24 protein-coding genes and 1 tRNA gene are annotated in these 24,434 nt (G+C 75.5%); 8 read left to right on the forward strand and 17 right to left on the reverse strand.

Annotated features, from left to right (window positions below):
- Positions 1 to 4 precede the first annotated feature (4 nt).
- The 4 genes from FHX36_RS08035 to FHX36_RS08050 all read right to left on the reverse strand — a co-directional run bounded on the left by FHX36_RS08035 (position 5) and on the right by FHX36_RS08050 (position 3,458).
- Complete coding sequence (locus FHX36_RS08035; protein ID WP_110550899.1) at positions 5 to 1,348, reverse strand: hemolysin family protein; 1,344 nt, start codon at positions 1,346 to 1,348, stop codon at positions 5 to 7.
- A complete protein-coding gene (ybeY, locus tag FHX36_RS08040) occupies positions 1,345 to 1,842 on the reverse strand; it encodes an rRNA maturation RNase YbeY (protein WP_110550898.1) in 498 nt (165 codons plus the stop codon). The genes FHX36_RS08035 and ybeY overlap by 4 nt, the downstream gene beginning before the upstream one ends.
- Before the next feature lie 5 nt (positions 1,843 to 1,847).
- A complete protein-coding gene (locus tag FHX36_RS08045; RefSeq protein WP_220035813.1) occupies positions 1,848 to 2,975 on the reverse strand; it encodes a PhoH family protein in 1,128 nt (375 codons plus the stop codon).
- Positions 2,976 to 3,086: 111 nt separating this feature from the next.
- On the reverse strand, positions 3,087 to 3,458 hold the full coding sequence (locus FHX36_RS08050; protein ID WP_110550896.1) for a histidine triad nucleotide-binding protein: 372 nt from the start codon (positions 3,456 to 3,458) through the stop codon (positions 3,087 to 3,089).
- A 256-nt stretch (positions 3,459 to 3,714) separates the two neighbouring features.
- Here FHX36_RS08050 and FHX36_RS08055 point away from each other — a divergent pair, with 256 nt between their 5' ends.
- Genes FHX36_RS08055 through FHX36_RS08065 form a run of 3 tightly spaced genes read left to right on the forward strand, consistent with a single transcriptional unit; the run spans position 3,715 to position 6,979 of the window.
- Positions 3,715 to 4,626 carry a putative selenate ABC transporter substrate-binding protein gene (locus FHX36_RS08055; protein WP_258372591.1) on the forward strand — a complete coding sequence of 304 codons (912 nt, stop codon included), beginning with the start codon at positions 3,715 to 3,717 and terminating at the stop codon, positions 4,624 to 4,626.
- Positions 4,627 to 4,679: 53 nt separating this feature from the next.
- The gene (locus tag FHX36_RS08060) at positions 4,680 to 5,369 is read left to right on the forward strand and encodes a phosphonate ABC transporter ATP-binding protein (RefSeq protein WP_281372002.1); all 690 of its coding nucleotides are present in this window, start codon (positions 4,680 to 4,682) and stop codon (positions 5,367 to 5,369) included.
- A complete protein-coding gene (locus FHX36_RS08065) occupies positions 5,366 to 6,979 on the forward strand; it encodes a PhnE/PtxC family ABC transporter permease (protein ID WP_110550894.1) in 1,614 nt (537 codons plus the stop codon). The genes FHX36_RS08060 and FHX36_RS08065 overlap by 4 nt, the downstream gene beginning before the upstream one ends.
- A 115-nt stretch (positions 6,980 to 7,094) precedes the next feature.
- Here FHX36_RS08065 and FHX36_RS08070 read toward each other — a convergent pair whose 3' ends face one another.
- The 3 genes from FHX36_RS08070 to hrcA are packed head-to-tail and all read right to left on the reverse strand — an operon-like array spanning position 7,095 to position 10,015.
- Positions 7,095 to 7,844: a 16S rRNA (uracil(1498)-N(3))-methyltransferase gene (locus FHX36_RS08070; protein ID WP_110550893.1), complete on the reverse strand. Its 750-nt coding sequence runs from the start codon at positions 7,842 to 7,844 to the stop codon at positions 7,095 to 7,097.
- The gene (dnaJ, locus tag FHX36_RS08075) at positions 7,841 to 8,977 is read right to left on the reverse strand and encodes a molecular chaperone DnaJ (protein ID WP_110550892.1); all 1,137 of its coding nucleotides are present in this window, start codon (positions 8,975 to 8,977) and stop codon (positions 7,841 to 7,843) included. Before dnaJ ends, FHX36_RS08070 begins: the two co-directional genes overlap by 4 nt.
- Positions 8,978 to 8,992: 15 nt before the next feature.
- Complete coding sequence (gene hrcA / locus FHX36_RS08080) at positions 8,993 to 10,015, reverse strand: heat-inducible transcriptional repressor HrcA (protein WP_110550891.1); 1,023 nt, start codon at positions 10,013 to 10,015, stop codon at positions 8,993 to 8,995.
- 264 nt (positions 10,016 to 10,279) lie between these two features.
- Here hrcA and FHX36_RS08085 point away from each other — a divergent pair, with 264 nt between their 5' ends.
- Positions 10,280 to 10,636, forward strand: a complete 357-nt coding sequence (locus FHX36_RS08085) for a type II toxin-antitoxin system VapB family antitoxin (protein ID WP_425487827.1) — start codon at positions 10,280 to 10,282, stop codon at positions 10,634 to 10,636.
- A 10-nt stretch (positions 10,637 to 10,646) separates the two neighbouring features.
- On the opposite strand, the gene FHX36_RS08090 is transcribed toward FHX36_RS08085, so the two are convergent.
- The 4 genes from FHX36_RS08090 to FHX36_RS08105 are packed head-to-tail and all read right to left on the reverse strand — an operon-like array spanning position 10,647 to position 14,034.
- Complete coding sequence (locus FHX36_RS08090; RefSeq protein WP_110550889.1) at positions 10,647 to 11,255, reverse strand: response regulator transcription factor; 609 nt, start codon at positions 11,253 to 11,255, stop codon at positions 10,647 to 10,649.
- Entirely contained in the window at positions 11,252 to 12,361 is a 1,110-nt protein-coding gene (locus tag FHX36_RS08095) for a sensor histidine kinase (RefSeq protein ID WP_110550888.1), read from the reverse strand. The genes FHX36_RS08090 and FHX36_RS08095 overlap by 4 nt, the downstream gene beginning before the upstream one ends.
- A gap of 36 nt (positions 12,362 to 12,397) precedes the next feature.
- Positions 12,398 to 13,138, reverse strand: a complete 741-nt coding sequence (locus FHX36_RS08100; RefSeq protein WP_110550887.1) for an ABC transporter permease — start codon at positions 13,136 to 13,138, stop codon at positions 12,398 to 12,400.
- Positions 13,135 to 14,034 carry an ATP-binding cassette domain-containing protein gene (locus tag FHX36_RS08105; protein ID WP_110550886.1) on the reverse strand — a complete coding sequence of 300 codons (900 nt, stop codon included), beginning with the start codon at positions 14,032 to 14,034 and terminating at the stop codon, positions 13,135 to 13,137. The genes FHX36_RS08100 and FHX36_RS08105 overlap by 4 nt, the downstream gene beginning before the upstream one ends.
- A 233-nt stretch (positions 14,035 to 14,267) precedes the next feature.
- Here FHX36_RS08105 and FHX36_RS08110 point away from each other — a divergent pair, with 233 nt between their 5' ends.
- Complete coding sequence (locus FHX36_RS08110; RefSeq protein WP_258372589.1) at positions 14,268 to 15,488, forward strand: Cache 3/Cache 2 fusion domain-containing protein; 1,221 nt, start codon at positions 14,268 to 14,270, stop codon at positions 15,486 to 15,488.
- A gap of 4 nt (positions 15,489 to 15,492) precedes the next feature.
- On the opposite strand, the gene hemW is transcribed toward FHX36_RS08110, so the two are convergent.
- Entirely contained in the window at positions 15,493 to 16,737 is a 1,245-nt protein-coding gene (hemW, locus tag FHX36_RS08115) for a radical SAM family heme chaperone HemW (protein WP_110550885.1), read from the reverse strand.
- 39 nt (positions 16,738 to 16,776) lie between these two features.
- On the opposite strand from hemW, the gene FHX36_RS08120 reads away from it, so the two are divergent.
- Positions 16,777 to 17,562 carry an enoyl-CoA hydratase-related protein gene (locus FHX36_RS08120; protein ID WP_110550884.1) on the forward strand — a complete coding sequence of 262 codons (786 nt, stop codon included), beginning with the start codon at positions 16,777 to 16,779 and terminating at the stop codon, positions 17,560 to 17,562.
- A gap of 226 nt (positions 17,563 to 17,788) precedes the next feature.
- Positions 17,789 to 17,938 carry a hypothetical protein gene (locus tag FHX36_RS08125; protein ID WP_181428641.1) on the forward strand — a complete coding sequence of 50 codons (150 nt, stop codon included), beginning with the start codon at positions 17,789 to 17,791 and terminating at the stop codon, positions 17,936 to 17,938.
- Between the two features lie 10 nt (positions 17,939 to 17,948).
- Here the strand turns inward: FHX36_RS08125 and FHX36_RS08130 are convergent, their stop codons facing one another.
- From FHX36_RS08130 to FHX36_RS08150, 5 genes are all read right to left on the reverse strand, one after another.
- Positions 17,949 to 18,323 (reverse strand): PH domain-containing protein, encoded by a 375-nt coding sequence (locus FHX36_RS08130; protein WP_110550883.1) that lies wholly within the window; start codon positions 18,321 to 18,323, stop codon positions 17,949 to 17,951.
- Positions 18,324 to 18,371: 48 nt separating this feature from the next.
- Complete coding sequence (gene selB, locus FHX36_RS23835; RefSeq protein WP_343056583.1) at positions 18,372 to 20,111, reverse strand: selenocysteine-specific translation elongation factor; 1,740 nt, start codon at positions 20,109 to 20,111, stop codon at positions 18,372 to 18,374.
- A complete protein-coding gene (selA, locus tag FHX36_RS08140) occupies positions 20,108 to 21,418 on the reverse strand; it encodes an L-seryl-tRNA(Sec) selenium transferase (protein ID WP_110552777.1) in 1,311 nt (436 codons plus the stop codon). Before selA ends, selB begins: the two co-directional genes overlap by 4 nt.
- An 88-nt stretch (positions 21,419 to 21,506) precedes the next feature.
- Positions 21,507 to 21,602 (reverse strand) — tRNA-OTHER (locus tag FHX36_RS08145).
- A 25-nt stretch (positions 21,603 to 21,627) separates the two neighbouring features.
- On the reverse strand, positions 21,628 to 22,713 hold the full coding sequence (locus tag FHX36_RS08150) for an ABC transporter ATP-binding protein (RefSeq protein ID WP_110552778.1): 1,086 nt from the start codon (positions 22,711 to 22,713) through the stop codon (positions 21,628 to 21,630).
- Between the two features lie 251 nt (positions 22,714 to 22,964).
- On the opposite strand from FHX36_RS08150, the gene FHX36_RS08155 reads away from it, so the two are divergent.
- Complete coding sequence (locus tag FHX36_RS08155; protein ID WP_110552779.1) at positions 22,965 to 24,428, forward strand: glycoside hydrolase family 3 protein; 1,464 nt, start codon at positions 22,965 to 22,967, stop codon at positions 24,426 to 24,428.
- The last annotated feature ends 6 nt before the right edge of the window (positions 24,429 to 24,434 follow it).

The following is a 24,434-nucleotide window of genomic DNA, read 5'->3' on the forward strand; positions in this document are numbered from 1 at the left end:
GGTGTCAGCCTTCCACGGCGGCGGGCTCGGGCTCCCGGGCGGTCTCGTCGGCGGTCTCGTCGTCCTGACCCGGCTCGGGCACCCGGCAGACCAGGATGGTGTCGATCTGGTTGCGCCGGCCGCCGGTGCTCTCGGCGACCAGCCGCAACCCGCCCACCTCGGCCTCGGAGCCCTCGATCGGCACCACGCCCAGCTCGCGGGCGAGCAGGCCGCCGACGGTCTCGACGCCGTCGTCATCGGGCAGCTCGACCTTGAACAGGTCGGCGAGGTCCTCGACCGGCAGCCGGGCGGTGATCCGCACCGAGCCGTCCTCGAGCTCCTCGACCGGCGGGCGCTGCACGGTGTCGTGCTCGTCGTCGATCTCGCCGACGATCTCCTCGAGGATGTCCTCGATGGTGACCAGGCCGGCGAAGCCGCCGTACTCGTCGACCACGACGGCCATGTGCGTGCGGGAGGCCTGCATGTCCCGGAGCAGCTCGTCGACCGGCTTGGACTCCGGGACGAAGGTGGCCGGGCGCAGCAGGTCCTCGACCCGCGGCTCGCTGGCACGGGAGTCGGAGGAGCCCTGGGAACGGCGGACGAGGTCCTTCATGAAGACCACGCCGATGATGTCGTCGACGTTGTCGCCGATCACCGGCAGCCGGCTGAAGCCGCTGCGCAGGCAGAGGGCCAGCGCCTGGCGGAGCGTCTTGCCGCGCTCGATCCACACCACGTCGGGGCGGGGCACCATCACCTCGCGGGCGATGGTGTCGCCGAGCTCGAAGACGCCGTGGATCATGTTCCGCTCGCCGGCCTCCACGACGCCGCGCTCCTCGGCCATGTCGACCAGCTCGCGCAGCTCGACCTCGCTGCTGAACGGGCCGTCGCGGTAACCGCGGCCGGGGGTGATGGCGTTGCCGAGGAGGATCAGCAGCGTGGCGATCGGGCCGAGCACCCGGCCCAGCAGCCGGATCAGCGGCGCGGCCGACAGCGCGATCGGGTAGGCGTGCTGCCGGCCCAGGGTGCGCGGGCCGACCCCGATGAGCACGTAGCTGACCACCGTCATGACCACGATCGCGGTGACCACGCCCACGGTGAGGCCGTCGAACTGGACGTAGAAGATCAGCGCCACCATCACGGTGGCCGCCGTCTCGCAGACGATCCGCAGCAGCAGGAGCAGCGCGACGTGCCGGGAGCGCTCCTCCATCACCTGGACCAGTGCGGAGGCGCGCTTCACCCCGTCGCGGCGCAGCTCGTCGACCCGCGCCTTGCTCAGCCGCTGCAGCGCGGCGTCGAGCGCGGCGAAGACACCCGCGACCAGCACCAGGACGACGGCGATCACCAGCAGGACGATCGCTGTCGCGCTCATCGCTGTTCCGGCTCCGTCGGTTCGCCGGTGACCCGCTCCCGGGGCACGGCGCGCCAGCCCTCGAGGAGCTTGGACTGCAGGCCGAACATCTCCTTCTCCTCGTCGGGCTCCATGTGGTCGTAGCCCAGCAGGTGCAGCACGCCGTGGGTGGCGAGCAGGAGCAGCTCGTCGGCCATCGAGTGGCCGGCCGCGCGGGCCTGGCGGACGGCCACGGCCGGGCACAGCACGACGTCACCGAGCAGCGCCGGACCGGGGTCCGGGTCGTCGGGGCGGGCGGTGTCCAGCTCGTCCATCGGGAAGGCCAGCACGTCGGTCGGGCCCTTCTCGCCCATCCACCGCTCGTGCAGGGTGGCCATGTAGTCGACGTCGACGCACAGCACCGACAGCTCGGCCAGCGGGCTGACCTCCATGGAGTCGAGCACGTAGCGGCAGACGCCGGCCAGCGCCTGCCCGTCGACGGCGATCTCGGACTCGTTGGCGACCTCGACGGGCACGCCGATCAGCTCCCCTGCTGGCGGGGGTTGCGGCTGGGCCGCGGGGCCCGGGCCGGGCCCGTGGTGGCGGGCTGCCGGCTGGCGTCCCAGCGCTCGTAGGCGTCGACGATGTCGCCGACGAGCCGGTGCCGGACGACGTCGGTGCTGGTCAGCGTGGAGAAGTGCACGTCGTCGATGCCCTCGAGGATCTCCCGCACGATGCGCAGCCCGCTCTGGGCCCCGCCGGGCAGGTCGACCTGGGTGACGTCGCCGGTGACGACCATCTTGGAGCCGAAGCCGAGCCGGGTGAGGAACATCTTCATCTGCTCGGCGGTGGTGTTCTGCGCCTCGTCCAGGATGACGAACGCGTCGTTGAGCGTGCGCCCGCGCATGTAGGCCAGCGGGGCGACCTCGATCGTGCCGGCGGCCATCAGCCGCGGGATCGACTCGGGGTCGACCATGTCGTGCAGCGCGTCGTACAGCGGCCGCAGGTAGGGGTCGATCTTGTCCGACAGCGAGCCGGGCAGGAAGCCCAGCCGCTCGCCGGCCTCGACCGCGGGGCGGGTGAGGATGATCCGGTTGACCTGCTTGGTCTGCAGCGCCTGCACGGCCTTGGCCATCGCCAGGTAGGTCTTGCCGGTACCGGCCGGGCCGATGCCGAAGATCACGCTGTGGGTGTCGATCGCGTCGACGTAGCGCTTCTGGTTCAGCGTCTTGGGCCGGATGGTGCGGCCGCGGCGGCTGATGATGTCGAGGCTGAGCACCTCTGCCGGCCGCTCGGAGCCACCGGCGCGGAGCATGCCGACGACGCGGCGCACCGAGTCCGGCCGCAGCGCCTGACCGGTGGCCAGCAGCGCGATCAGCTCGTCGAAGACCCGGACGGCGAAGGCGTTGTCGCCCGGCTGCCCGGTGATCGCGATCTCGTTGCCCCGCACGTGGACGTCGGCGCTCAGCTCCTCCTCGACCAGGCGGAGGAGCTCGTCCCCGGAGCCCAGCAGGGCGACCATGGAGACGGACTCGGGGACGGTGATGGAGGTGCGGACGGCGGCCGGTGCGGCCACACCGTCCGGGACGCCGGCTGCCGCGGCACGCGCGGACAGCTCACGGGAGGACGCGATGGTCTCCGGGACGGCGTCTGGTGAGGTGTCGGGCAAGAACGCTCGACCCTGCCTTCCTGCGACGGGGCTGTGACCTGGGCCAGTCTACCCGCGCCGCCGGGCCGGCGACCCGTCTCGACCCGATGGGGTCAGCGGCGACCGCCGAGGTCAGCCCGGCGGCCACTGCAGGGCGCGGCCACCGAGCACGTGCAGATGCACGTGGTGCACGGTCTGACCTGCCTGCGGACCGCTGTTGGCGACCAGCCGGTACCCCGGCTCGGGGCCGGCCTCGGAGGCCAGTCCCTCCTGGACCGCGACCGCGTGCGCGGCGGCGGCCAGCTCGGCGGTGAGCCCCGGGTCGGCGGCGGCCAGCGCGCCGAGCGTGGCGTGGTGCTCCTTGGGGATCACCAGCACGTGGGTGGGGGCCTGCGGGTTGATGTCCCGGAAGGCCAGCGTCCGGTCGGTCTCCCGGACGACGTCGGGCGGGACCTCCCCCGCCACCATCCGGCAGAACAGGCAGTCGCTCGGGCCCTGGGTCATGCCGGGACTGTAGGACCCACCCGACTGCCCACCGCGCGGACGCCGCCACCGCTCGCCGGCCGGGCGGCGGCCGGCCGGGCACCGCTGACCGAGGACCTCGGGTCATCCGTCGCGGGCGCAGCGCCCAGGGGTGGGTGAGGATGGGCGCCGTCCTGCCGCCCTCACCCCGGAGGTGTCCCGTGTCCGTCCCCCAGCCTCACCCGAGGACGTAGTGAGCACCCGTCGCGCCGTCCGGTCGGGTGGCCTCGGAGAACACGTGCTCGGCAGGCGGGGCTTCCTCGCCGGCAGCGCCGCCGTGCTGGCCGCCACGCTCGCCGCCTGCGGCCGCTCCTCCCCCGTGTCGTCGTCCGGGGGGTCGACCGGCTCCTCCGGCGGCCGCGGCACGCTGAGCATCGGCGCCATCCCCGACCAGGACCCCGAGGTCCTGCAGCGGCTCTACGGCACGGTCGCCGGCTCGATGTCCGCGGCGCTCGACCTGGACGTCGTCTACCAGCCGGTCACCGACTACGGCGCCGCCGTCTCCCTCTTCCGCACCGGCGACCTGGACCTGGTCTGGTTCGGCGGGCTCACCGGCGTGCAGGCCCGGCTGCAGACCCCCGGTGCCGAGCCGATCGCCCAGCGCGACATCGACGCCGACTTCCACTCCGTGTTCGTCGTCAACGCCTCCACCGGGCTGGCACCGGCCGACGACCTCACCCCGCTGGCGCCGCTGCGCTTCACCTACGGCAGCGAGACCTCGACGTCGGGCCGGCTGATGCCGGCGTACTTCCTGCAGGAGCAGGGCGTCGACCCGCAGGGCTTCCCCGGCGGCCCGTGCTTCTCCGGCTCGCACGACGCGACCCTCGCGCTGGTCGCGTCGGGCACCTACCTGGCCGGGGTGCTCAACGAGCAGGTGTGGACCTCGCGCACCGCCGACGGATCGGTCGACCCGGCGGTCGTCGAGTACGCCCGGACACCGGCGTACCACGACTACCACTGGCTGCTCGGCCCGCAGGCGACCGAGCGGCTCGGGGACGACCTGGCCGGCCGGCTGACCGGGTACTTCACCGGTCTGCCCGCGGACGACGAGGTCCTGCAGCTGTTCGGCGCCGGCTCCTTCATCGAGACCGAACCCGGCAACTACACGCAGATCGAGGAGATCGGCCGGGCGCTGGGACTGGTCAGCTGACCGCGGTCCTCCGGCTGGACGGCGTCGAGGTCCGCTACGGCAGCACCACCGCGCTGGCCGGGGTCGACCTGACCGTCGACGCCGGTGAGCGGGTGGCGGTCGTCGGCCCGTCCGGTGCCGGCAAGTCGACGCTGCTGGCGCTGGCCAACGGGTCGGTGACCCCGACGGCCGGCTCGGTGCAGGTGTTCGGGGTGCCAGCCGGCCAGCTGCACGGCCGGGCGCTGCGCCGGCTGCGGGCGCGGGTCGGCACCGTGCACCAGCACCTGGAGCTGGTCGACCAGCTGCGGGTGGTGCACAACGTCAACGCCGGGCGGCTGTCGCGCTGGCCGGCCTGGCGGGCGGCCTGGTCGCTGGCCCGGCCGCAGGGGCTGCCGGAGGTGCTCGAGGCGCTCACCCGGGTGGGGTTGGCCGACCGGGTGTTCGACCGCACCGACCAGCTCTCCGGCGGGCAGCAGCAGCGGGTGGCGGTCGCCCGGCTGCTGGTGCAGCGCCCGGACCTGGTGCTGGCCGACGAGCCCGCCTCGGCCCTGGACCCGCTGCTCGCCGACCGGGTGCTGGGCCTGCTCGCCGAGCCGGCCGCCGACCGGGGCGGGGCGCTGGTCGCGTCGCTGCACGACCCGGCGCTGGCGCTGCGGCACTGCACCCGGGTGGTCGGCCTGGTCGAAGGCCGGGTGGAGCTGGACGCGCCCGCCGGTCGGCTGACCCTCGGCGACCTGGCCGACTTCTACGGCGCGCCCCGGTGACCGCCGTCCTCACCCGGCCGGTCGCGCCCCCGCTGCACCGGGTGCGGGCGCGCTGGGGCTGGGGGCTGGGTGCGGCCGCCGTGCTCGTCTGGTCGCTGGCCGGTGCCGGGCTGTTCGCCGACGAGGTGGTCAACCCCGCCGGGTCCGCGCAGTTCGGCCGGTTCGCCTCCGCCGCCCTCTCCCCCGCCCTGGACGGCGACTTCCTCGGGGTGCTCGCCACCTCGGTGCTGGTCACCATCGCCTACGCCGCGCTCGGCGCCGCCCTGGCGGTCGCGCTGGGTGCGATCGGTGCGGTCGCCGTCGCCCGGACGACGTGGGGACGGCGCCGCACCGGGTGGACGCTCGCCCGCGGGGCCCTCGCCGTGCCGCGCGGCCTGCACGAGGCGGTGTGGGGGCTGCTGCTGGTCAACCTGCTCGGGCTGGACCCGTGGGTCGGGGTGCTGGCGATCGGGATCCCGTACGGCGCGGTGACCGCGAAGGTCTTCGCCGACCTGCTCGACGAGGTGCCCCGGGGCGCGTACACCGCGCTGCTGGCCGCCGGGGCCGGCCGGGTGCCGGCCGCGCTGTACGGGCTGCTGCCGCCGGCGTCGGGCGGGCTGCTGTCCTACTCGTTCTACCGGCTGGAGTGCGCGGTGCGCTCGGCCGTCGTGCTCGGCCTGATCGGCGCCGGCGGGCTGGGCTACCAGCTGTCGTTGTCGTTCAGCTCGCTGCGCTGGCCGCAGGTGTGGTCGTGCGTCTACGCGCTCGCGCTGCTCTGCCTGGTCGCCGAGGTCGCCGGCCGGGCGGTGCGGCGGCGGGTGGCCTCCCCCCGCTCCTCGGGCGGCCGGCTGCGCCGTGACCCGCTGCTGACCACCGCGGTGGCCGGGACGCTGCTCGGCGTCGCGTGGTCGTGGTGGTACCTGGCGCTGTCCCCGGCGACGCTGGTCGCCGACCGCACCGGCGAGCAGCTGCGCTACGTGCTCTCGGCCGCCTGGCCGCCCGACACCGACGGCCCGCTGCTGCGGGCGGTCGGCACCGCGGCGGTCGACACGGTGCAGATGTCGGTGATCGCGATCGCGGTGGCGACGGCGGGCGCGGTGCTGCTGGCCGGGGTGGCGGCGCACCCGCCGGCCGGGGTGGGGTGGGGGCGGCGGCTGACCGGGACCGCCGTCCGGCTGGCCCTGCTGCTGCTCCGAGCGGTGCCGCCGCCGGTGTGGGCGCTGGTGCTGCTGTTCGTGCTGCGGCCGGGGATCCTGCCCGGCGCGCTGGCGCTGGGCGTCTACACGCTGGGCGTGCTCGGCCGGCTGGCCGCGGAGGCGACCGAGGAGCTGGACCCCCGGCCGAAGGCGGCGCTGGCCGCGCTGGGCGCCGGGCCGGTCGCCGGGTGGCTGTACGGCGTGCTGCCGCGGGCGACCGGGCCGGTGCTGGCGTTCGCGCTGTACCGGTGGGAGGTCGCGATCCGGGACACCGTGCTGGTCGGCCTGCTCGGCGCCGGCGGGCTCGGGGCGCTGCTGGCCACCCAGGTGTCCAGGTTCGACTGGGGCGCTGTGACCACGGTGCTGGTCGCGCTGGTGGTGCTGACCGCGGCGGTCGACCTGGTCAGCGCCCGCGCCCGGGCCGCCCTGCGCTGAGCCCGCGCCCGGCCGCCTGCCTCCTGCCCGTTGATCATGGGGTTCGTGCCGGCCGCCGCGCCGTGGTCCGGCGTGTCGCCGGCAACCCGCCCATGATCAACGGGACCTGAGGCGGCTACGCCCAGCGGGTGCGGGCGGACAGCGCGGCGAGGGCGGCGGCACCGGCGGTCGACGTCCGGAGCACCTCGGCGCCGAGCCGCACCGAGTGGGCGCCGGCCGCGCGGAAGGCGACCACCTCGCCGTCCGTGAGCCCGCCCTCGGGCCCGACGATGACGGCGATCGTGCCGCTCTTCGGGACGTCGACCTTGGTGAACGGCTGGCGCGCCTGCTCGTGCAGCACCAGGGCCAGGTCGACGTCGGCGAGCATGCCGCAGACCTGCCGGGTGCTCATCGGCTCGGTCACCTCGGGCACCCGCGGGCGCCGGGCCTGCTTGCTCGCCGCGCGCGCGGCCGAGCGCCACTTCGCCAGGCCCTTGTCCACCCGGTCGTCGCGCCACCGGGTGACGCAGCGGGCCGCGGTCCACGGGACGACGCGGTCGACGCCGAGCTCGGTGGCCAGGTCGACGGCGAGCGGGCCGTGGTCGCCCTTGGGCAGCGCCTGGACCAGCACGAACGTCGGGTCGGGCGCCGGGACGTCGTGCCGGGTGAGCACCTGCACCTGCATCGCGGAGTCCGCCGCGGCGAGCACCGAGCCGATGACGACCAGCCCCTGCCCGTCGCTGACCCGCACCCGCTCACCGACGCCCAGCCGCAGCACGTCGACGGCGTGCCGCCCCTCGGCGCCGTCCACGGTCAGCACGTTCCCGGCCGGCACCTCGTCGACCAGGAACAGCGGCGCGCCGTCGGCCTCGGGTGCCTCGCTCATCGGCCGTTGAACGCGTCGCGGACCCGGGAGAACAGCCCGCCGTGGTTGGCGCTGCCGCCCTCGGTGAGGTCCTCCCCGCGGAGGGCGGCGAGCTCGCGCAGCAGCTCGGACTGGCGGTCGTCGAGCCGGGTCGGGGTCTGCACGTCGAGGTGGACGACGAGGTTGCCCCGGCCGGTGCCGCGCAGCCGCGGGGCGCCGTGCGCCCGGAGGGTGAGCACGTTGCCCGACTGGGTGCCCGGCTTGATGGTGATGTCCTCGTTGCCCTCGAGCGTCTCGAGCTTGAGCGTGGTGCCCAGCGCGGCCGCGGTCATCGGCAGCGTGACCCGGCAGTGCAGGTCCTCGCCGTCGCGGGTGAAGACGTCGTGCGGCCGCTCGTGCACCTCGACGTAGAGGTCGCCGGCGGGGCCGCCGCCGGGGCCGACCTCGCCGTAGCCGGCCAGCCGGATCCGCATGCCGTCCTCGACGCCGGCCGGGATCTTGACCGGGATGGTGCGGCGGGCACGGACCCGGCCGTCGCCGGCGCACTGCGGGCACGGGTTGGGGATGACCTGGCCGGTGGCCTGGCAGGTGGGGCACGGGCGGCTGGCGATGACCTGGCCGAGGAACGAGCGCTGCACGCTCTGCACCTCGCCGCGGCCGCCGCAGGTGGAGCAGGTCTCGGGGTGCGTGCCCGGCGCCGTCCCGGCCCCGGTGCAGACGTCGCAGAGCACCGCGGTGTCGACGGTGATCTCGGTCGTCGTCCCGAAGACCGTCTCGCTCAGGTCCAGGTCGACCCGGATCAGCGCGTCCTCGCCCTCGCGGGTGCGGCTGCGCGGCCCGCGGGCACCGGCGCCACCGAAGAAGGCGTCCATGATGTCGCCGAGGCCGCCGAAGCCGGCGCCGCCGCCGAACGGGCTGCCCGCGCCGGCGCGACCGGTCTCGTACGGGTCACCGCCGAGGTCGATGATCCGCCGCTTCTCCGGGTCGGTCAGCGCCTCGTAGGCCTTGCTGACCTGCTGGAACTCGTCCTTCGCACCCGGCTCGGGGTTGACGTCGGGGTGCAGGTCGCGGGCCTTCTTGCGGTAGGCGCGCTTGATGTCGGCGTCGCTGGCCCCGGGCTGGAGGCCCAGCACGCCGTAGTAGTCGGTTGCCATGAAGCGTTCTCGTCCTCAGCTCTCGGCCAGCAGGTGGCCGACGTAGCGCGCCACGGCTCGTACCGCGGCGATGTTCCCTGCGTAGTCCATCCGGGTCGGGCCGACCACGCCGAGGCCGCCGAGGGCCTGGTCGCCCGCGCCGTACCCGACGGAGACGAAGGAGGCGCCGGTGAGCGCCTCGTGCTCGTTCTCCTCGCCGATGCTCACCGTCACGGTGCTCGGCCCCACCTCGGCCATCAACCGCAGCACCACGACCTGTTCTTCCAGCGCCTCCAGCAGCGGCCGGACGGTGCCCGGGAAGTCCAGGGCGCTGCCGCGGGCCAGGTTCGCCGTCCCGCCGATGACCAGCCGGTCCTCCGAGGGCTCGACGAGGGTCTCCAGCAGGGTGGCGCTGACCGCGGCGACCAGCGGGCGCAGCGCCGGCGGGGCGTTGTCGACCAGGTCGCCCACCTTGTCGCTGGCCTCGGCCAGCTTGGCCCCGGTGAAGGCGGCGTTGAGCCGGGCGCGCAGGTCGGCGACGGTGTCGGCCTCGGTGTCGACCGGCACCTCGACGATGCGCTGCTCGACCCGGCCGGTGTCGGTGATGAGCACCATCAGCAGCCGGGACGTCGACAGCGGCACGAGCTCGAGGTGCCGGACGGCGCTGCGCGACAGCGTCGGGTACTGGACGACGGCGACCTGCCGGGTCAGCTGGGCGAGCAGCCGGACGCTGCGGCCCAGGACGTCGTGCAGGTCGACGGCGCCGTCGAGGAACTTCTCGATCGCTTTGCGCTCGGCGGCGCTCAGGGGCTTGACCGAGTTCAGCCGGTCGACGAAGAAGCGGTAGCCCTTGTCGGTGGGCACCCGCCCGGCGCTGGTGTGCGGCTGGGTGATGTACCCCTCCTCCTCCAGCACCGCCATGTCGTTGCGGATGGTGGCCGGGCTGACCCCGAGGTCGTACCGGGCGGCCAGCGCCTTGCTCCCCACCGGGTCGTTGGTGGAGACGTAGTCCTGGACGATCGCCCGCAGCACCCGCAGGCGCCGGTCGTCGTGCGCCACGGCTGACACCTCCCGTACCGGTCGACGGGCCCGCTCGACTGTGGGTGCCTTGGCACTCAGGCGGACCGAGTGCCAGCATACGACCGGACTCCCCCGCCGTCCTCCGGCTCGCTGACGACCGACGGCGCACGCCTGCGGGGGTCGGCCGCGGTGGAATCGATACCGCCACCCCGGGCGTCGGCGAGGCCCCCGGAATCCCACTAGGGTGGTTCGCGTCGACGGGCTCCAGCATCGGGGCCCGGGGAGCGGGAGGACCGGGCCCTGATCTTCAAAGCGGTGCGGGACGGACGGCCCTACCCCGACCACGGCTTCTCCACCCGCGACTGGGCGATGATCCCGCCCCGCCAGATCCGGCTGGACACCCTGGTCACGACCAAGCGCGAGCTCGCCCTCGACGCGCTGCTCGCCGACGACTCGACCTTCTACGGCGACCTGTTCCCGCACGCGGTCCAGTGGCACGGCGAGATGTACCTCGAGGACGGCCTGCACCGGGCCCTGCGCGCCGCGCTGCAGCAGCGCAACGTGATCCACGTCCGGGTGCTCGACCTCGACGCGCTGATGCCGGCGCAGACCGAGCAGCCCGCCGAGGGCGCCCCCGCCGAGGCCGGCCGGCCGCTCTAGCGCCGGTCGCTCAGAGCCAGCCCTTCTCCTGCGCCACCCGGGCGGCCTCCACCCGGGTCCGCGCACCGGTCTTCCCGATCGCCGAGGACAGGTAGTTCCGCACCGTCCCCTCGGACAGGAACATCCGCCCGGCGATGTCGGCGACCGTCGCGCCGTCCGCGGCCGCCCGCAGCACGTCGGCCTCCCGCGCCGACAGCGGCGTCGCCCCCAGCGCCAGCGCGGCGGCGGCCAGGTCGCGGTCGATCACCCGCTCCCCCGCCACCACCGCCCGGATCGCCCGGGCCAGCTCGGCCACCGGCGAGTCCTTGACCAGGAACCCGGCCGCCCCGACCTCCATCGCCCGGCGCAGGAAGCCCGGCCGGCCGAACGTGGTCAGCACGACGGCCCGGACGCCGGGCAGCTCGGCCGCCAGCTCCGCGGCCGCCTCCAGCCCGTCCCTGCCCGGCATCTCGATGTCCAGCAGCGCGACGTCGGGCCGGTGCTCGCGCGCCGCGGCGAGCACCAGGTCACCGCGGCCGACCTCCGCCACGACCTCGATGTCGTCCTCCAGGTCCAGCAGCGCCCGCAACGCCCCGCGCACCAGCGTCTGGTCCTCGGCCAGCAGCACCCGGATCGTCACGCGGTCACCACGGCCGGCAGCAGCGGCACGACCGCGCGCACCCGGTAACCGCCGCCGTCCACCGGCCCGGCCTCGAGCTCGCCGCCCAGCGCCGTGACCCGCTCGCGGAGCCCGGCCAGCCCCGAGCCCGACGAACCGCCCAGCACGGTCACCCGCTCCCCCGTCCCCGCGCCGTCGTCGGTCACCGCCAGCACCGCCTGCCCGCCGTCCTCGGTCAGCTCGACGGTCACCCGGCCGGCGCCGCTGTGCCGCAGCACGTTGGTCGTCGCCTCGCGCACCACCCAGCCCAGCGCGGCGTCCACGGTGCCCGGCAGCACCGGCACGACCTCGGGCAGCCGGACGGCGATGCCCGCCCCGGTCAGCGCCGCCCGCGCCTCGGCGAGGGCCTGCGCGCAGGTGACCTGGCGGTAACCGCTGACCGCGTCGCGCACCTCGGCCAGCGCCCGGCGGGCGGCCTCCTCGACGTCGGCCATCTCCCGCCCGGCCCGCGCCGGGTCGACCTCGGCCAGCCGCCGGGCCAGCTCGCTCTTCAGCGCGATCAGCGACAGCGAGTGCCCGAGCAGGTCGTGCAGGTCGCGGGCGAAGCGCAGCCGCTCCTCGGCGACGGCGTTGCGGGCCAGCTCCTCGCGGGCCTCCTGCAGCTCCCGGTTCACGGTGATCAGGTAGCCGGTGCCGCGGATGGCGAAGGCGGTGAGCAGGCAGATCGGCGGCAGGAACAGCAGGCCGGTGGCGTCGTCGAGCAGGATGACCGCGCCGCAGAAGACCGCCGCGGCGACCACCGACGGCCACACCCAGCGCATCGGCAGGGTGGCCGCGATCGCCGCCGACACGTAGATCATCAGGCCGGACCAGTTCGCCCCGTAGCCCACCGCCAGGGCCACGGCGAGCGCCGTCATCACCACGAAGTCCGCCCGCAGCGCCCGCGGCCGGCCCAGCTGACCGATGACGCTGAGGTAGGCCACGGTGAACGCCAGCAGCCCGGCGGCGGCGACCCAGCGGGCCAGCGCGGGCCGGTCGGTGGTCACGATGTCGGTGATCGGGAAGACCTGGAACAGCAGCCACGGCGCCGCCCAGGCCGCCTGCGCCCACCGGCTCGACCTGTTCACCGGCCGGACGCTATCGCCCACGTCCCGTCCCACGGCTCAGCCCGCCACGGCGTGCAGCGGACGGCGCCGGGCGACCAGCAGCGCGGCCGCGGCGAACAGCGCACCGAACAGGGCGAGCACCAGCACCGGCGCGGTCGACGGGGTGCCCGCGACCACGTCCCGGCCCAGCTCGGCGTACCAGTAGGAGGGCATCGCGTGGGCCAGGGCCACCATGCCCGACGGGAAGAGCTCCACCGGGATCCAGAGGCCGCCCAGCGCGGCGAGCACCGTGCCGAGGACGCCGATCGCCGCCCCGGCCGCCTGGGCGTCCAGGGCCAGGCCGACCGCCAGCCCGAGGGCGACGAACACCACCGAGCCGGCCCACAGCACGCCAACCAGCGCGACCCAGGTGCCCAGCCCCAGCTGGACGTCGTTGACGAACCGGCCGACCAGCGCGACGACGACCAGGCTCGGCAGCACCAGCAGCGCCCCGACCAGCACGTCGACGGCGAACGTGGCCCCGGGCGGCACCGGCGTGACCCGCAGCTGCCGCAGCCAGCCCGTGGACCGGTCGAAGGCCAACCGGATCGTCGCGCCCAGCGCCGCGCCGATCGCGCCGTAGGCCATCATCGAGATCATCGTGGCGCCGGCGACGTCCTGGTACTCCCCGGCCGGCATCCGCCCGCCGAGGATCTTGGTGAAGAAGATCGTGAACAGCGCGGGCAGCAGCACCGTGAAGAACAGGTACTGCTTGTTGCGGCCCACCCGGCGCAGCTGGAAGAGCAGCAGGTCGGTCACCGGTGGGCTCCCGTCCGGTCGATGAGGTGCAGGAAGGCCTCTTCCAGCGTGGCGCCGCGGACCTCGAGGTCCGGCAGCGGGCGGGGCCCGGCGAGCAGTGCGCGCAGCGTGGCCTCGGCGTCGGCGGTGGCGAGCTCGACGACCTCGTCGTCCCCGCCGACGCCCGTGACGCCGGGGAGCCCGGCGAGGCCCTCCCGCGGCCCGGAGCAGCCGAACCGGATCGTGCGGCCGGACACCCGGGACCGGATCGACGCCGCGGTGCCGTCGGCGACCACCCGCCCGGCGGAGACCACGACGACCCGGTCGGCGACCGCGTCGGCCTCCTCGAGGTGGTGGGTGGCGAAGACGACGGTGTGGCCGCGCCGCGCGAGCGCGCGCATCGTCGTCCAGAAGGCGCGGCGGGCCTCGACGTCCATCGCCGCGGTCGGCTCGTCCAGCAGCAGCAGCGGCGGTGCGCCGGCCAGCGCGAGGGCCAGCAGCACCCGCTGCCGCTGACCGCCGGAGAGCGCGTCGACCCGGCGGTCCAGCAGCCCGTCGATGCCGGCGGTGGCGACCAGGTCGTCGAGCGGCCAGGGCTCGGCGTGCCGGCGCCGGACCAGCGCCAGCACCTCGCCGACGCGGGTCTCGCTGGGCAGCCCGCCGTGCTGCAGCATCGCGCCGACTCCCCCGGCCCGGATGGCCTCGGCCGGCGCCCGGCCGTGCAGCAGCACCCGGCCCGCGGTCGGCCGGAACAGGCCCAGGGCGGCGTTGAGGGTGGAGGACTTGCCGGCGCCGTTCGCACCGAGCAGGGCGACGGTCTCCCCCGCGGCGATCCGCAGGTCGAGCGCGTCGACGGCGAGCGTGCCGCCGTAGCGGACGGTCAGGCCCTCGATCTGCAGGGCGGGTGCGGCGGGCATGGCCCGAGCCTGGCCGCGCGGGCGGGTCCGGCGGCAGTGCGAGACGTCGTCGGCTGCACCTGACATCTGTCAGTCCCAGCCGTCCCAGCCGGATCAGTTCCGAGATCACCGGCGAGTCGCCGCTGACCAGCAGGATCACTCGCGCACCCTGTGCGCAGCGGTGCCTCGTCCCGGCCGCACCGCGGAGGAGGAGTCGAGTCGTGCGCTGGTCCGCTCAGCGGAGCGGTGCCCCGGTGGGCACCACCCCCGCGTCGTCCGCCGGCCTGCCCGCACAACGGGTGGCCGAGCCGGCCCGCCGGCCGGTCCGCCGGGTCGAGCAGGACGCCAGCATGGAGGCCGCGGCCCAGCAGGCCGGCGTGCTCTCCCAGGCCAGCCGCGAGGTCTCCGACACCTCCCGGCAGGCCGCCGAGTCGCTCACCGAGCTGCGCGTGGCGATCACCGACATCTCCAGCAGCACCAGCCGCGCGTCCTCGGTCGCCGAGGAGGCCGTCCGCGACGCGCAGGCCGTCGACGAGCGGATCGCCGCCCTGCAGCAGGCCAGCGAGTCGATCACCGAGATGGTCCGGCTGATCTCGGCGATCAGCCAGCAGAGCCGGTTCCTGGCGCTCAACGCCTTCGTCGAGGCCGCCCGCGCCGGCGAGGTGGGCCGCGGGTTCGCCGTCGTCGCCGACGAGGTCAAGCAGCTCGCCACCCGCACCGCGCAGGCGGCCGAGGACATCGGCCAGCAGATCGCGGCGGTGCAGTCCGAGACCCGGCAGGCGGTCAGCGCCATCCAGCGGATCACCGGCACCCTGGGCTCCATCGCCGAGGCGCAGGACGCCATCGCGGCCGCCGTCGAGCAGCAGCGGGCCGCCGCCGACCGGGTCGTGGACAACGTCGACCGCGCGGCCAGCGGGTCGGCGCGGATCACCGAGGCGGTCGCGCAGCTGGCCGACAGCCAGCGGCTGGTCTACGTGCGCCGGGCCCTCGCGCTCGCCCAGGACCTGCTCGAGGAAGCCGGGGGCCTGTCCCTGGGTTCCGGCCAGGTGACCCTCACCGTGCGCGACCAGGCCACGGCGGCCCAGTCCACCGTCCAGCTGCCCGAGCTGCTGCTCGGTGGCGCCCCGCTCGCCCGGGTCGACGACCCGCGCCGGCCGGCTCCGCTCGTCGACGACGTGGTCGCCCAGGTGGGCGGCACCTGCACGCTGTTCCAGCGGCTGGACGACGCCGGCAGCATGGTGCGGGTCGCGACGACGGTGGTGACCCCGGCCGGCACGCGCAACACCGGCACCTCGATCGCCCGGACCAACGCCGACGGCAGCGCCAACCCGGTGCTCGCCGCCGTGCTGGCCGGCAACACCTACACCGGCCCGGCCACGGTCGCCGGGAAGCCGTACTTCACCGCCTACACCGGCGTGCACGCACCGTCCGGTGAGCTGGTCGGCATGCTCTACGTCGGCCTCCCCGTGAGCTGAGCTCTCAGTCCGTCAGGTCGCGGACCACGGCGTCGGCGAGCAGCCGGCCGCGGTCGGTGAGGACGGCGCGACCGGCGGCGTGCGGTGCGGGCTCCAGCAGCCCGCGGCCGACGGCGTCGCCGGCTCGAGCGCGGCCGACCTCGCTCAGCGCCGCCAGCGGCAGCCCGTCGCGCAGCCGCAGCCCCAGCATCACCCGCTCCAGCGCCTGGTCGGCCGGCGTGAGCAGCTCGGTGTCGGCGGCCGGGTGCAGCCCGGCGACCAGCCGGTCGGCGTAGGCGGCCGGGTGCTTGACGTTCCACCAGCGCAACCCGCCGACGTGCGAGTGCGCCCCCGGGCCGATCCCCCACCAGTTGGCGTTCGCCCAGTACAGCTCGTTGTGCCGGCAGCGGGCGGCCCGGTCGCGGGCCCAGTTCGACACCTCGTACCAGCCGAGCCCGGCGCCGCCGAACGCCCGGTCGGCCTGCTCGTAGCGGTCGGCCAGCACGTCGTCGTCCGGCATGGGCAGCTCGCCCCGGGCGACCCGGCGGGCCAGCCGGGTGCCGTGCTCGACGATGAGCGCGTAGGCGCTGACGTGGTCGACCGGTGCGGCCAGCACGGCGTCCAGCGAGGCCTGCCAGTCGGCGTCGGTCTCCCCCGGTGCGCCGTAGATCAGGTCCAGGTTGACGTGCCCGAAGCCCGCAGCCCGCGCCTCGTGCGCGGCCTGCACCGCCCGGCCCGGGGTGTGCCGGCGGTCCAGCACGGCCAGCACGTGCTCGGCGGCGGACTGCATGCCCAGGCTGATCCGGGTGAAGCCACCGGCGCGCAGCACGGCCAGCGACTCGGGGGTCACCGACTCGGGGTTCGCCTCGGTGGTCACCTCGACATCCGGGGCGACCGGGAACAGCTCGCGGACGGCGTCCATGACGGCCACCAGGTCATGGGCGGGCAGCAGGGTCGGGGTGCCGCCGCCGACGAAGACCGTCTGGACGGCCGGGCGGTCGGGGCCGAGCACCTCGGCGGCCAGCCGCAGCTCGGCGATCGCGGTGCCGGCGTACTCGCTGCGGTTGGCGCCGGGGCCGAGCTCGTCGGAGGTGTAGGTGTTGAAGTCGCAGTAGCCGCAGCGGGTCGCGCAGAACGGCACGTGCACGTACAGCCCGAAGGGCGTGCCGGCCAGCCCGGCCCGGGCCGACGCCGGGAGCATCGAGGGGTCGGCCGGCAGGGCGGGGCTCTGGCCGAGCAGGGGGAGGGTCTGGGGCGTCGTGGCTGTCATCGCTGCTCCCAGTGTGACCGGTCCCGGCAAGATGACGACGTGACCTCCGCGACCGACGACGACCGCGTGCTCCGGGTCGAGGTGTCCGCCGGCGTCGCCCGGCTGACCCTGGACTCCCCCGCCAACCGCAACGCGCTGTCCCGCGCGATGCGCGCCCAGCTGCGTGCCGCCCTGACCGACGCGCTGGCCGACGACTCCGTGCGGGTGGTCGTGCTCGACCACACCGGCCGGGTGTTCTGCTCCGGCATGGACCTCTCCGAGGCGGCCGGTGGTGCCGCGGCCGACCAGGGCGTCAACGAGTTCCCGGAGCTGCTGCAGCTGATCTGGTCGGCGCCCAAGCCGGTGCTGGCGGTCGTCCGCGGGCCGGCCCGGGCGGGCGGCGTGGGGCTGGCGGCGGCCTGCGACGTGGTGGTCGCCGGCGCCGGTGCGACGTTCGCCTTCACCGAGGTGCGGATCGGCGTCGTCCCGGCGGTGATCTCGCTGGTGTGCCGACCGCGGATGCTGCCGCACGCCGTGCACCGGCTGATGCTCACCGGCGAGGTGTTCGACGCGGCCACCGCGGCCGGCGCCGGGCTGGTCGACCTGGCCGTCGCGGACGACGAGGTGGACGCGGCGGTGGCCGGGCAGGTGGCCGCCCTGGCCGCCGGTGCGCCGGCGGCGCTCGCGGAGACGAAGCGGCTGCTGCGCTCCGGGACCGACCTGGCCGGTCAGGTGCCGACGCTGCTCGAGCTGTCGGCGCGGTTCTTCGCCAGCGAGGAGGGCCAGGAGGGGATCGCGGCCTTCCGCGAGAAGCGCCCGGCCCGCTGGGTCCCCTCAGCTGAGTAGAGCTCTGCCCACAGGAGTGGGCAGAGCTCGACTCGCGGAGGAGGCGCTCGGCCCTCCGCCCAGTCGAGCTCTGCCTACCGGAGTGGGCAGAGCTCGACTCTCCGGGGAGTGGTGCCGTGGGAAGTGGTGTCCTGGGACGTCGTGCTCTGCGTACCCGGGGTACGCAGAGCACGACGTCGCGACGGAGCACTTGTCCCGGCCCGACCGAGGCGAGCATCCTCAGCGGATGAGCGAGGTGACCGACCCCCGGGCGCAGTTCCGCGAGCTCCCCGACCCGGTGCTGCCCGCCGAGGCGGTGGAGACCGTCGACACCCGGCGGGTGCCCGAGCACGACCTCCGCGCCGACGAGGAGCGCTTCCTGCACAACGCCGGCTGAGGCTCGCGGATCAGAGCACGTACGTCGCGATCATCTGCCCGAGCTGTCGGATGTCGGCACTGCCCTTGAACTCGAGCCGCACCTTGCCCAAGCCGCTGAACCAGAGGTCCAGCTCTGCATCGAGGTCGAAGGTGCCCGCCGTCTCGATCGAGAAGGCCTGGACCTTGCTGTAGGGAAGCGACGTGAAGTCGCGCTTCTTGCCGGTGATGCCCTGGACGTTGACCGCGATCAGCCGCTTGTCGGTGAAGACGACGAAGTCGCGCACCGCCTTGAACGAGGCGACGAACTGCTCGCCCGGGATGATCAGCGGGGCGACGGCCGGCGCGATCTCGTCAGGGGCGCAGGGACTGAGCTTGAAGACGGAGCCGTTCGAGAAGTCGATCACCGGGTGACCGTACGGACGGAGCCGTCCGGAAGTCGGCTCCCACGCCGTTCAGCGGAGCCGGCGGGTGTTGTCCGGCTGGCGCACGGTGATGCCGCGGGCGTCCAGCCACTCGGCCAACGGCACCGCGACCCGACGGGTGGTCTGCCACGCCTGGCGGGCGTCGCTGAGGGTGAACGGCTGCGGCAGCGCCGCGAGCCGGGCCCGCGCCACCTCGGCGATCCCCGGCGCGAGGTAGATCCCCTCGGAGATCCGCACCAGCTGCTCGTCGCGCACCGCCGCCGCGAGCTCCCGTGGCCCCAGTCCCGCCGCGGTCAGGTCACCGGCCTCGGGCGCGGCGAACGGCGCCCCGGCCAGCCGGGCCCGGACCCCGTCCACGGCCTGCTGCACCTCCGGCGGGAGCGCCGCCGCACCGGCCACGACCCGCCCGTCGCGCAGCGCCAGCGGCTCCCGCACCAGGGCGGGCACCAGCTCCACGTCAGGCAACTCGAGCGCCGAGCGCAGCACCGCGATCGGCGGCCCCGGCTCCAGCGGCCGCAGCTGGCGGTACCGGGCCACCACCCGCGGCACCCGCGCTGCCAGCTCGTCGGCCAGCCCGGGGGCGATCAGCCACCGCCCGACGGCGGTCGCCTCCGCCGGCACCGGCCACCCCATCGCCACGAAGTCCGCGCGCCGCACGAACCGCCGGCGCACCAGGTCCGCCCGCGCGCCGGCCTCACCCAGCGGCTGCTCCGCCAGCTCCGCCGCGCGGCTGCGGGCAGCGCCCCGCCGGCGCAGCTCCGGAGGGTCGACGTCGCGCACGTCGGCGCCGAACACCCGCCGCGCCCCCGGGTCGCGCAGCAGCAGCCGGTCGCCCACCCGCAGCGGCAGCTCTGCGGCCAGCCGGAGCCGCAGCGCCGTCCCGTCCAGCGGCCGCACCCGGGCCGCGACCGTCGCCGAGCCGATGTGCACCACCAGCTCCGCGGGCAGCCGGTCCTCGACAGCCGCGACCAGCGAGACGTCGAGGTCCGCGGTGCGCCGGAACGCGTCGGGGGTGAGCAGCGCGTCGCCGCGGGAGATCTCCTCGACCGCCACACCGCGCAGGTTCAGCGCGACCCGGGCCGTGGCCGTCGCCGACTCCACCGCGGCACCCAGCGACTGCAGCCCGCGCACGGTCACCGGCCGGCCGCCCAGGTCGAGCCGGTCGCCGCTGGTCACCGTCCCGGCGGCCAGCGTGCCGGTGACCACCGTGCCCGCACCGCGGATCGTGAACGCCCGGTCCACCCACAGCCGCACCGGTGCGGCCGGGTCGGGCGCCGGCAACCCGGCGAGCACCTGCTCCAGCACACCGGACAGCTCCGGCAGCCCGTCGCCGGACCGAGCGCTGACCGCCACCGCCGGCAGCCGACCCAGCGACGTCCCCGCCAACCGGTCCAGCGCGTCGGCGAGCACCGGGGCGGGATCGGCCAGGTCGGACTTGGTGACCGCGAGCAACCCGTGCCGCACGCCCAGCGCGTCCAGCACGGCGACGTGCTCGGCGGTCTGCGCCGACCACCCGTCGTCCGCCGCGACGACGACGAGCGCGGCCGGGACCGAGCCGACGCCGGCGAGCATGTTGCCGACGAACCGCTCGTGGCCGGGCACGTCGACCACGGCGAGCCGGCGGCCCGAGGGCAGCGTGGTCCAGGCGAACCCGAGGTCGATGGTCAGGCCGCGCCGCCGCTCCTCCTCCCACCGGTCCGGCTCCATGCCGGTGAGCGCCCGCACCAGCGTCGACTTGCCGTGGTCGACGTGGCCGGCAGTGGCGATCACGTCCACCGACGAGCCACCTCCAGCACCGCGGCGGTCAGCGCCCGGTCGTCGTCCGGGGCGAGGCTGCGCAGGTCGAGCAACGTCCGGTCCTCGTCGACGTAGCCGACGACCGGAACGGGCCCCAGCCGCAGCGGCTCGGCGAACCGGACGTCCAGCGCCACGGCCACGCTGGGCAGCGGGAACTCCGGCGCCCCTCCCCCGCCCACCCGGGCGGTCGAGCCGACGACGGCGGCCCGCACCCCGGCGACCCGCAACGCCTCCGCCACCGCCGTCGCCCGGGACCGCAGCCCGCCCAGGTCGGCGTCGAGCATCTGCCGCACCGGCGGCACCGGCCCGCGCAGCGTGGCCTCCAGCGCGGCCAGCGTCGTCTTGTCCACCCGCAGCGCCCGGTACAGCGGGTGCCGGCGCAGCCGCTGGACCAGCTCGGCCCGGCCGAGCACGATGCCGGCCTGCGGTCCGCCGAGCAGCTTGTCGCCGCTGCACAGCGCCAGGTCGGCGCCGGCCGCCAGGGTGGTCTGCAGGTCGGGCTCACCGGGCAGCAGCGGGTGCGGGCGCAGCAGCCCGCTGCCGACGTCGGCGACCAGCGGCACACCGGTGCCGGCCAGCGCGGGGGCCAGCTCGTCGACCTCGACGGCCCGGGTGAAGCCGCGGACGACGAAGTTCGACGGGTGCACCTTGAGCACCGCGCCGGTGCCCGGGCCGAGCGCGTCGGTGTAGTCGGCGAGCGAGACCCGGTTCGTCGTGCCGACCTCGCGCAGCCGGGCGCCGGTGCTGACCAGCAGGTCCGGGATCCGGAAGCCGTCGCCGATCTCGACCAGCTCGCCGCGGGCGATGACCAGCTCACCGCCCAGCGCCGTCGCGACCAGGGCCAGGGCGGCGGCGCAGTTGTTCACCACCAGCGCGGCCTCGGCAGCGGGGACGGCGTCCAGCAGCGCCGACAGCGCACCCTCCCCGCGCGGGCCGCGCCGGCCGGTGCGCAGGTCGAGCTCGACGTCGGTGGTGCCGCTGGCCGCGGCGACGGCGTCCACGGCGGCCGGTGACAGCGGCGCCCGGCCGAGGTTGGTGTGCACCAGCACGCCGGTCGCGTTCAGCACCGGGCGCAGGCTGCTCGCGGTGCCGGGCAGCGCGCCGAGCACCGCGGCCACGACGTCGCCCGGGGGCAGGTCGCCGTCCCGGACCCGCTGCTGGGCGGCCTGCACCGCGCTCTTCACCAGCTCCCGGCCCAGCCGCGCGGCCGCGGCCGCCACCGGCGGCTCGGCCAGCACGGCGTCGGTGCGGGGAACCGAGCGGCGGGGGTCTCCGGTCATGATCGGCTCAGCCTAGGTCGCGGCGGCCGGCCCGGTGGAGTGACGGCCAGGCGCGGAGCCGGCCACGGGGGCCGGCTCCGCGGGCAGCTGGCGGAGACGGACGGGAATCGAACCCGCCTGACCGAGGTGCTCGGCCACGTCGGCTTTAGAGGCCGCGGGGGTCACCAGACACCCTGACGTCTCCGGGGCAGAGCCTAGGGCCGTCGGGGTCAGGCGCCCAGCCGGTGCCCGTCGTCGGTGCTGAACAGGTGCAGGTGACCGGTGCGCGGCGCCACCCGGACCGTCTGCCCACCGGCCGGGGGACGGCGGCCGTCGACCCGGACGGTCACCGGGAACTCCTGGCCACCCTGGCTGGTGCGGCCGTACACGTAGGCGTCCGCGCCGAGCTCCTCCACGACGTCGACCACCAGGTCCAGCCCGGCGGCGCCCGGCGCGGCGAGGTCGAGGTCCTCCGGGCGGACACCGAGCACGACCTCCGCCGCGTCCACCTGGCCGAGCACGGCACGCTCCACCGGCACCACCGCGTCGCCGAACCGCACCCCGCCGTCGACGACCGGCAGCTGGAACAGGTTCATCGCCGGGGAGCCGATGAAGCCGGCCACGAACGCGTTGGCCGGGCGGTCGTAGAGCTCCCGCGGGGTGCCCACCTGCATGAGGTGGCCGTCCTTGAGCACGGCCACCCGGTCGCCCATGGTCATCGCCTCGACCTGGTCGTGGGTGACGTACACGGTGGTCACCTGCAGGCGGCGCTGCAGCTGGGCGATCTGGGTGCGGGTCTGCACCCGCAGCTTGGCGTCCAGGTTGGACAGCGGCTCGTCCATCAGGAACACCTGCGGGCTGCGCACGATCGCCCGGCCCATCGCCACCCGCTGCCGCTGCCCACCGGACAGCGCCTTCGGCTTGCGGTCCAGGTAGGGCTCCAGGTCCAGCACCTTGGCGGCCTCCAGCACCCGGGAGGCGATCTCCGGCTTGGCCACGCCGGCGATCTTCAGCGCGAAGCCCATGTTCTCCCCCACCGTCATGTGCGGGTACAGCGCGTAGTTCTGGAACACCATCGCGATGTCCCGGTCCTTGGGGGCCAGGTCGGTGACGTCGCGGCCGCCGATGAGGATCCGGCCGGCGTCGACGTCCTCCAGGCCGGCCAGCATCCGCAGCGACGTCGACTTGCCGCACCCCGACGGGCCGACGAGGACCAGGAACTCGCCGTCGGCGACCTCCAGGTCCAGCGAGTCGACCGCCAGGCGGTCGGCGCCGGCGTAGGTGCACGTCGCGCGCTCGTAGGTGACGGTCGCCATCAGCGGGCCTCCAGTGGTGTCGGAATGGGAGTGGGGAATGGTCCAGGACGGTGCCGGAATGCGGTCCGCCGGACGACGCCGGCGGCGGTGCGGAACGGATCCGCGAATGGCAGGTGGACCCGCCGGAAATCGTCGGCGAGGCACCGCGCGCTCGGCGTCGACAATGGCGCGAACGGGCCACTAGGGTCCGTTCCCGACCACCGGCGCACCGGCCGGCGGACCACCGCGCACACCGACCGGTCAGGAACCCCATGTCGCCCTCGGACGAACTCGTCAACGCCTGCCTCATGCCCGGCTTCCTCGGCGACCGGGTGCCCGGCTGGGTGACCGACGCGCTGGGCGCGGGCCTGGCCGGGGTGTGCCTCTACGGGCACAACCTGGGCGCCGGGGCCGAGCCTGCGGCCGACCGGGTGCGGTCGCTCACCGACGCGCTGCAGGCGGCCCGGCCCGACGCCCTGGTGGCCGTGGACGAGGAGGGCGGCGACGTCACCCGGCTCGAGTACCTGACCGGCAGCAGCTACCCGGGCAACCTCGCGCTCGGCGTCGTCGACGACGTGGCGCTCACCGAGCGGGTGGCCGCCGCGATCGGCGCCGACCTGCGCCGGGCCGGGGTGAACGTCGACCTCGCCCCGTCGGTCGACGTCAACAGCGACCCCCGCAACCCGGTGATCGGCGTGCGCTCCTTCGGTGCCGACGCGGCCGCCGTCGGCCGGCACGGGGTGGCCGCCGTGCAGGGCCTGCAGGCCGCCGGGGTCGCCGCCACCGCCAAGCACTTCCCCGGGCACGGCGCCACCACGGTCGACTCGCACCTGGGCCTGCCGGTCATCGACGCCGACGAGGAGACCTTCCGCCGCCGCGACCTGCCGCCGTTCGCCGCGGCCGTGGGGGCCGGGGTCGACCTGGTGATGACCTCGCACGTGGTCTTCACCGCCCTGGACGACGCCCCGGCCACGCTGAGCCGCCGGCTGCTGGTCGACCTGCTCCGCGACGAGCTCGGGTTCACCGGCGTCGTGGTCACCGACGCGCTCGACATGGCCGGCGTCCGGGCCGCCCACGGCATCGCCGGCGCCGCGGTCCGCTCCCTGGCCGCCGGCGCCGACCTGCTGCTGCTGGGCGCCGAGGACGGCGAGGAGCACTGCGCCGACGTCCGCCGGGCGGTCGAGCAGGCGCTGCGCGACGGGCAGCTCACCGAGGACCGGCTGGCCGAGGCAGCCGGCCGGGTGACCGCACTGCGCGCCCGGCTGGCCGCGGCGGGGTCCGCCCCGGCCACCGCCGACCGCGATGCCGGGCAGGTCGCTGCCCGGGCGGCGCTCCGGCCGCGTCACGCCCAGCCCCTGTCCGGGCCGGCACTCGTGGTGGAGCTGCGGGCCGGCGCCAACATGGCGGTCGGGCACGCCAAGTGGAGCCTCGCCGAGCCGCTGGACGCGCGGGGCCTGCTGGCCGGGCTGGTCACCGTCGGCGCGGACGGGCCCGCGCCGGAGGCGGCGCTCGCCGAGGCGTCCGGCACCCCCGTGGTGCTCGTCGTCCGGGACGCGTACCGCAGCGCCTGGCAGCGCGACTGGCTGCAGCGCGCGGTCGCCGCACGGCCGGACGCGACCGTCGTGGCGCTGGGCATGCCCGACGACCTCGACCTGGTCAGCGGCCCGGCGCTGGCCACCCACGGCGCCGCCCGGGTGCTCACCGAGGCCGCGGCCGACCTGCTGGCCGGCCGCTGAGGACGG

Source organism: Modestobacter versicolor (assembly GCF_014195485.1).
GTDB classification, from domain to species: domain Bacteria; phylum Actinomycetota; class Actinomycetes; order Mycobacteriales; family Geodermatophilaceae; genus Modestobacter; species Modestobacter versicolor.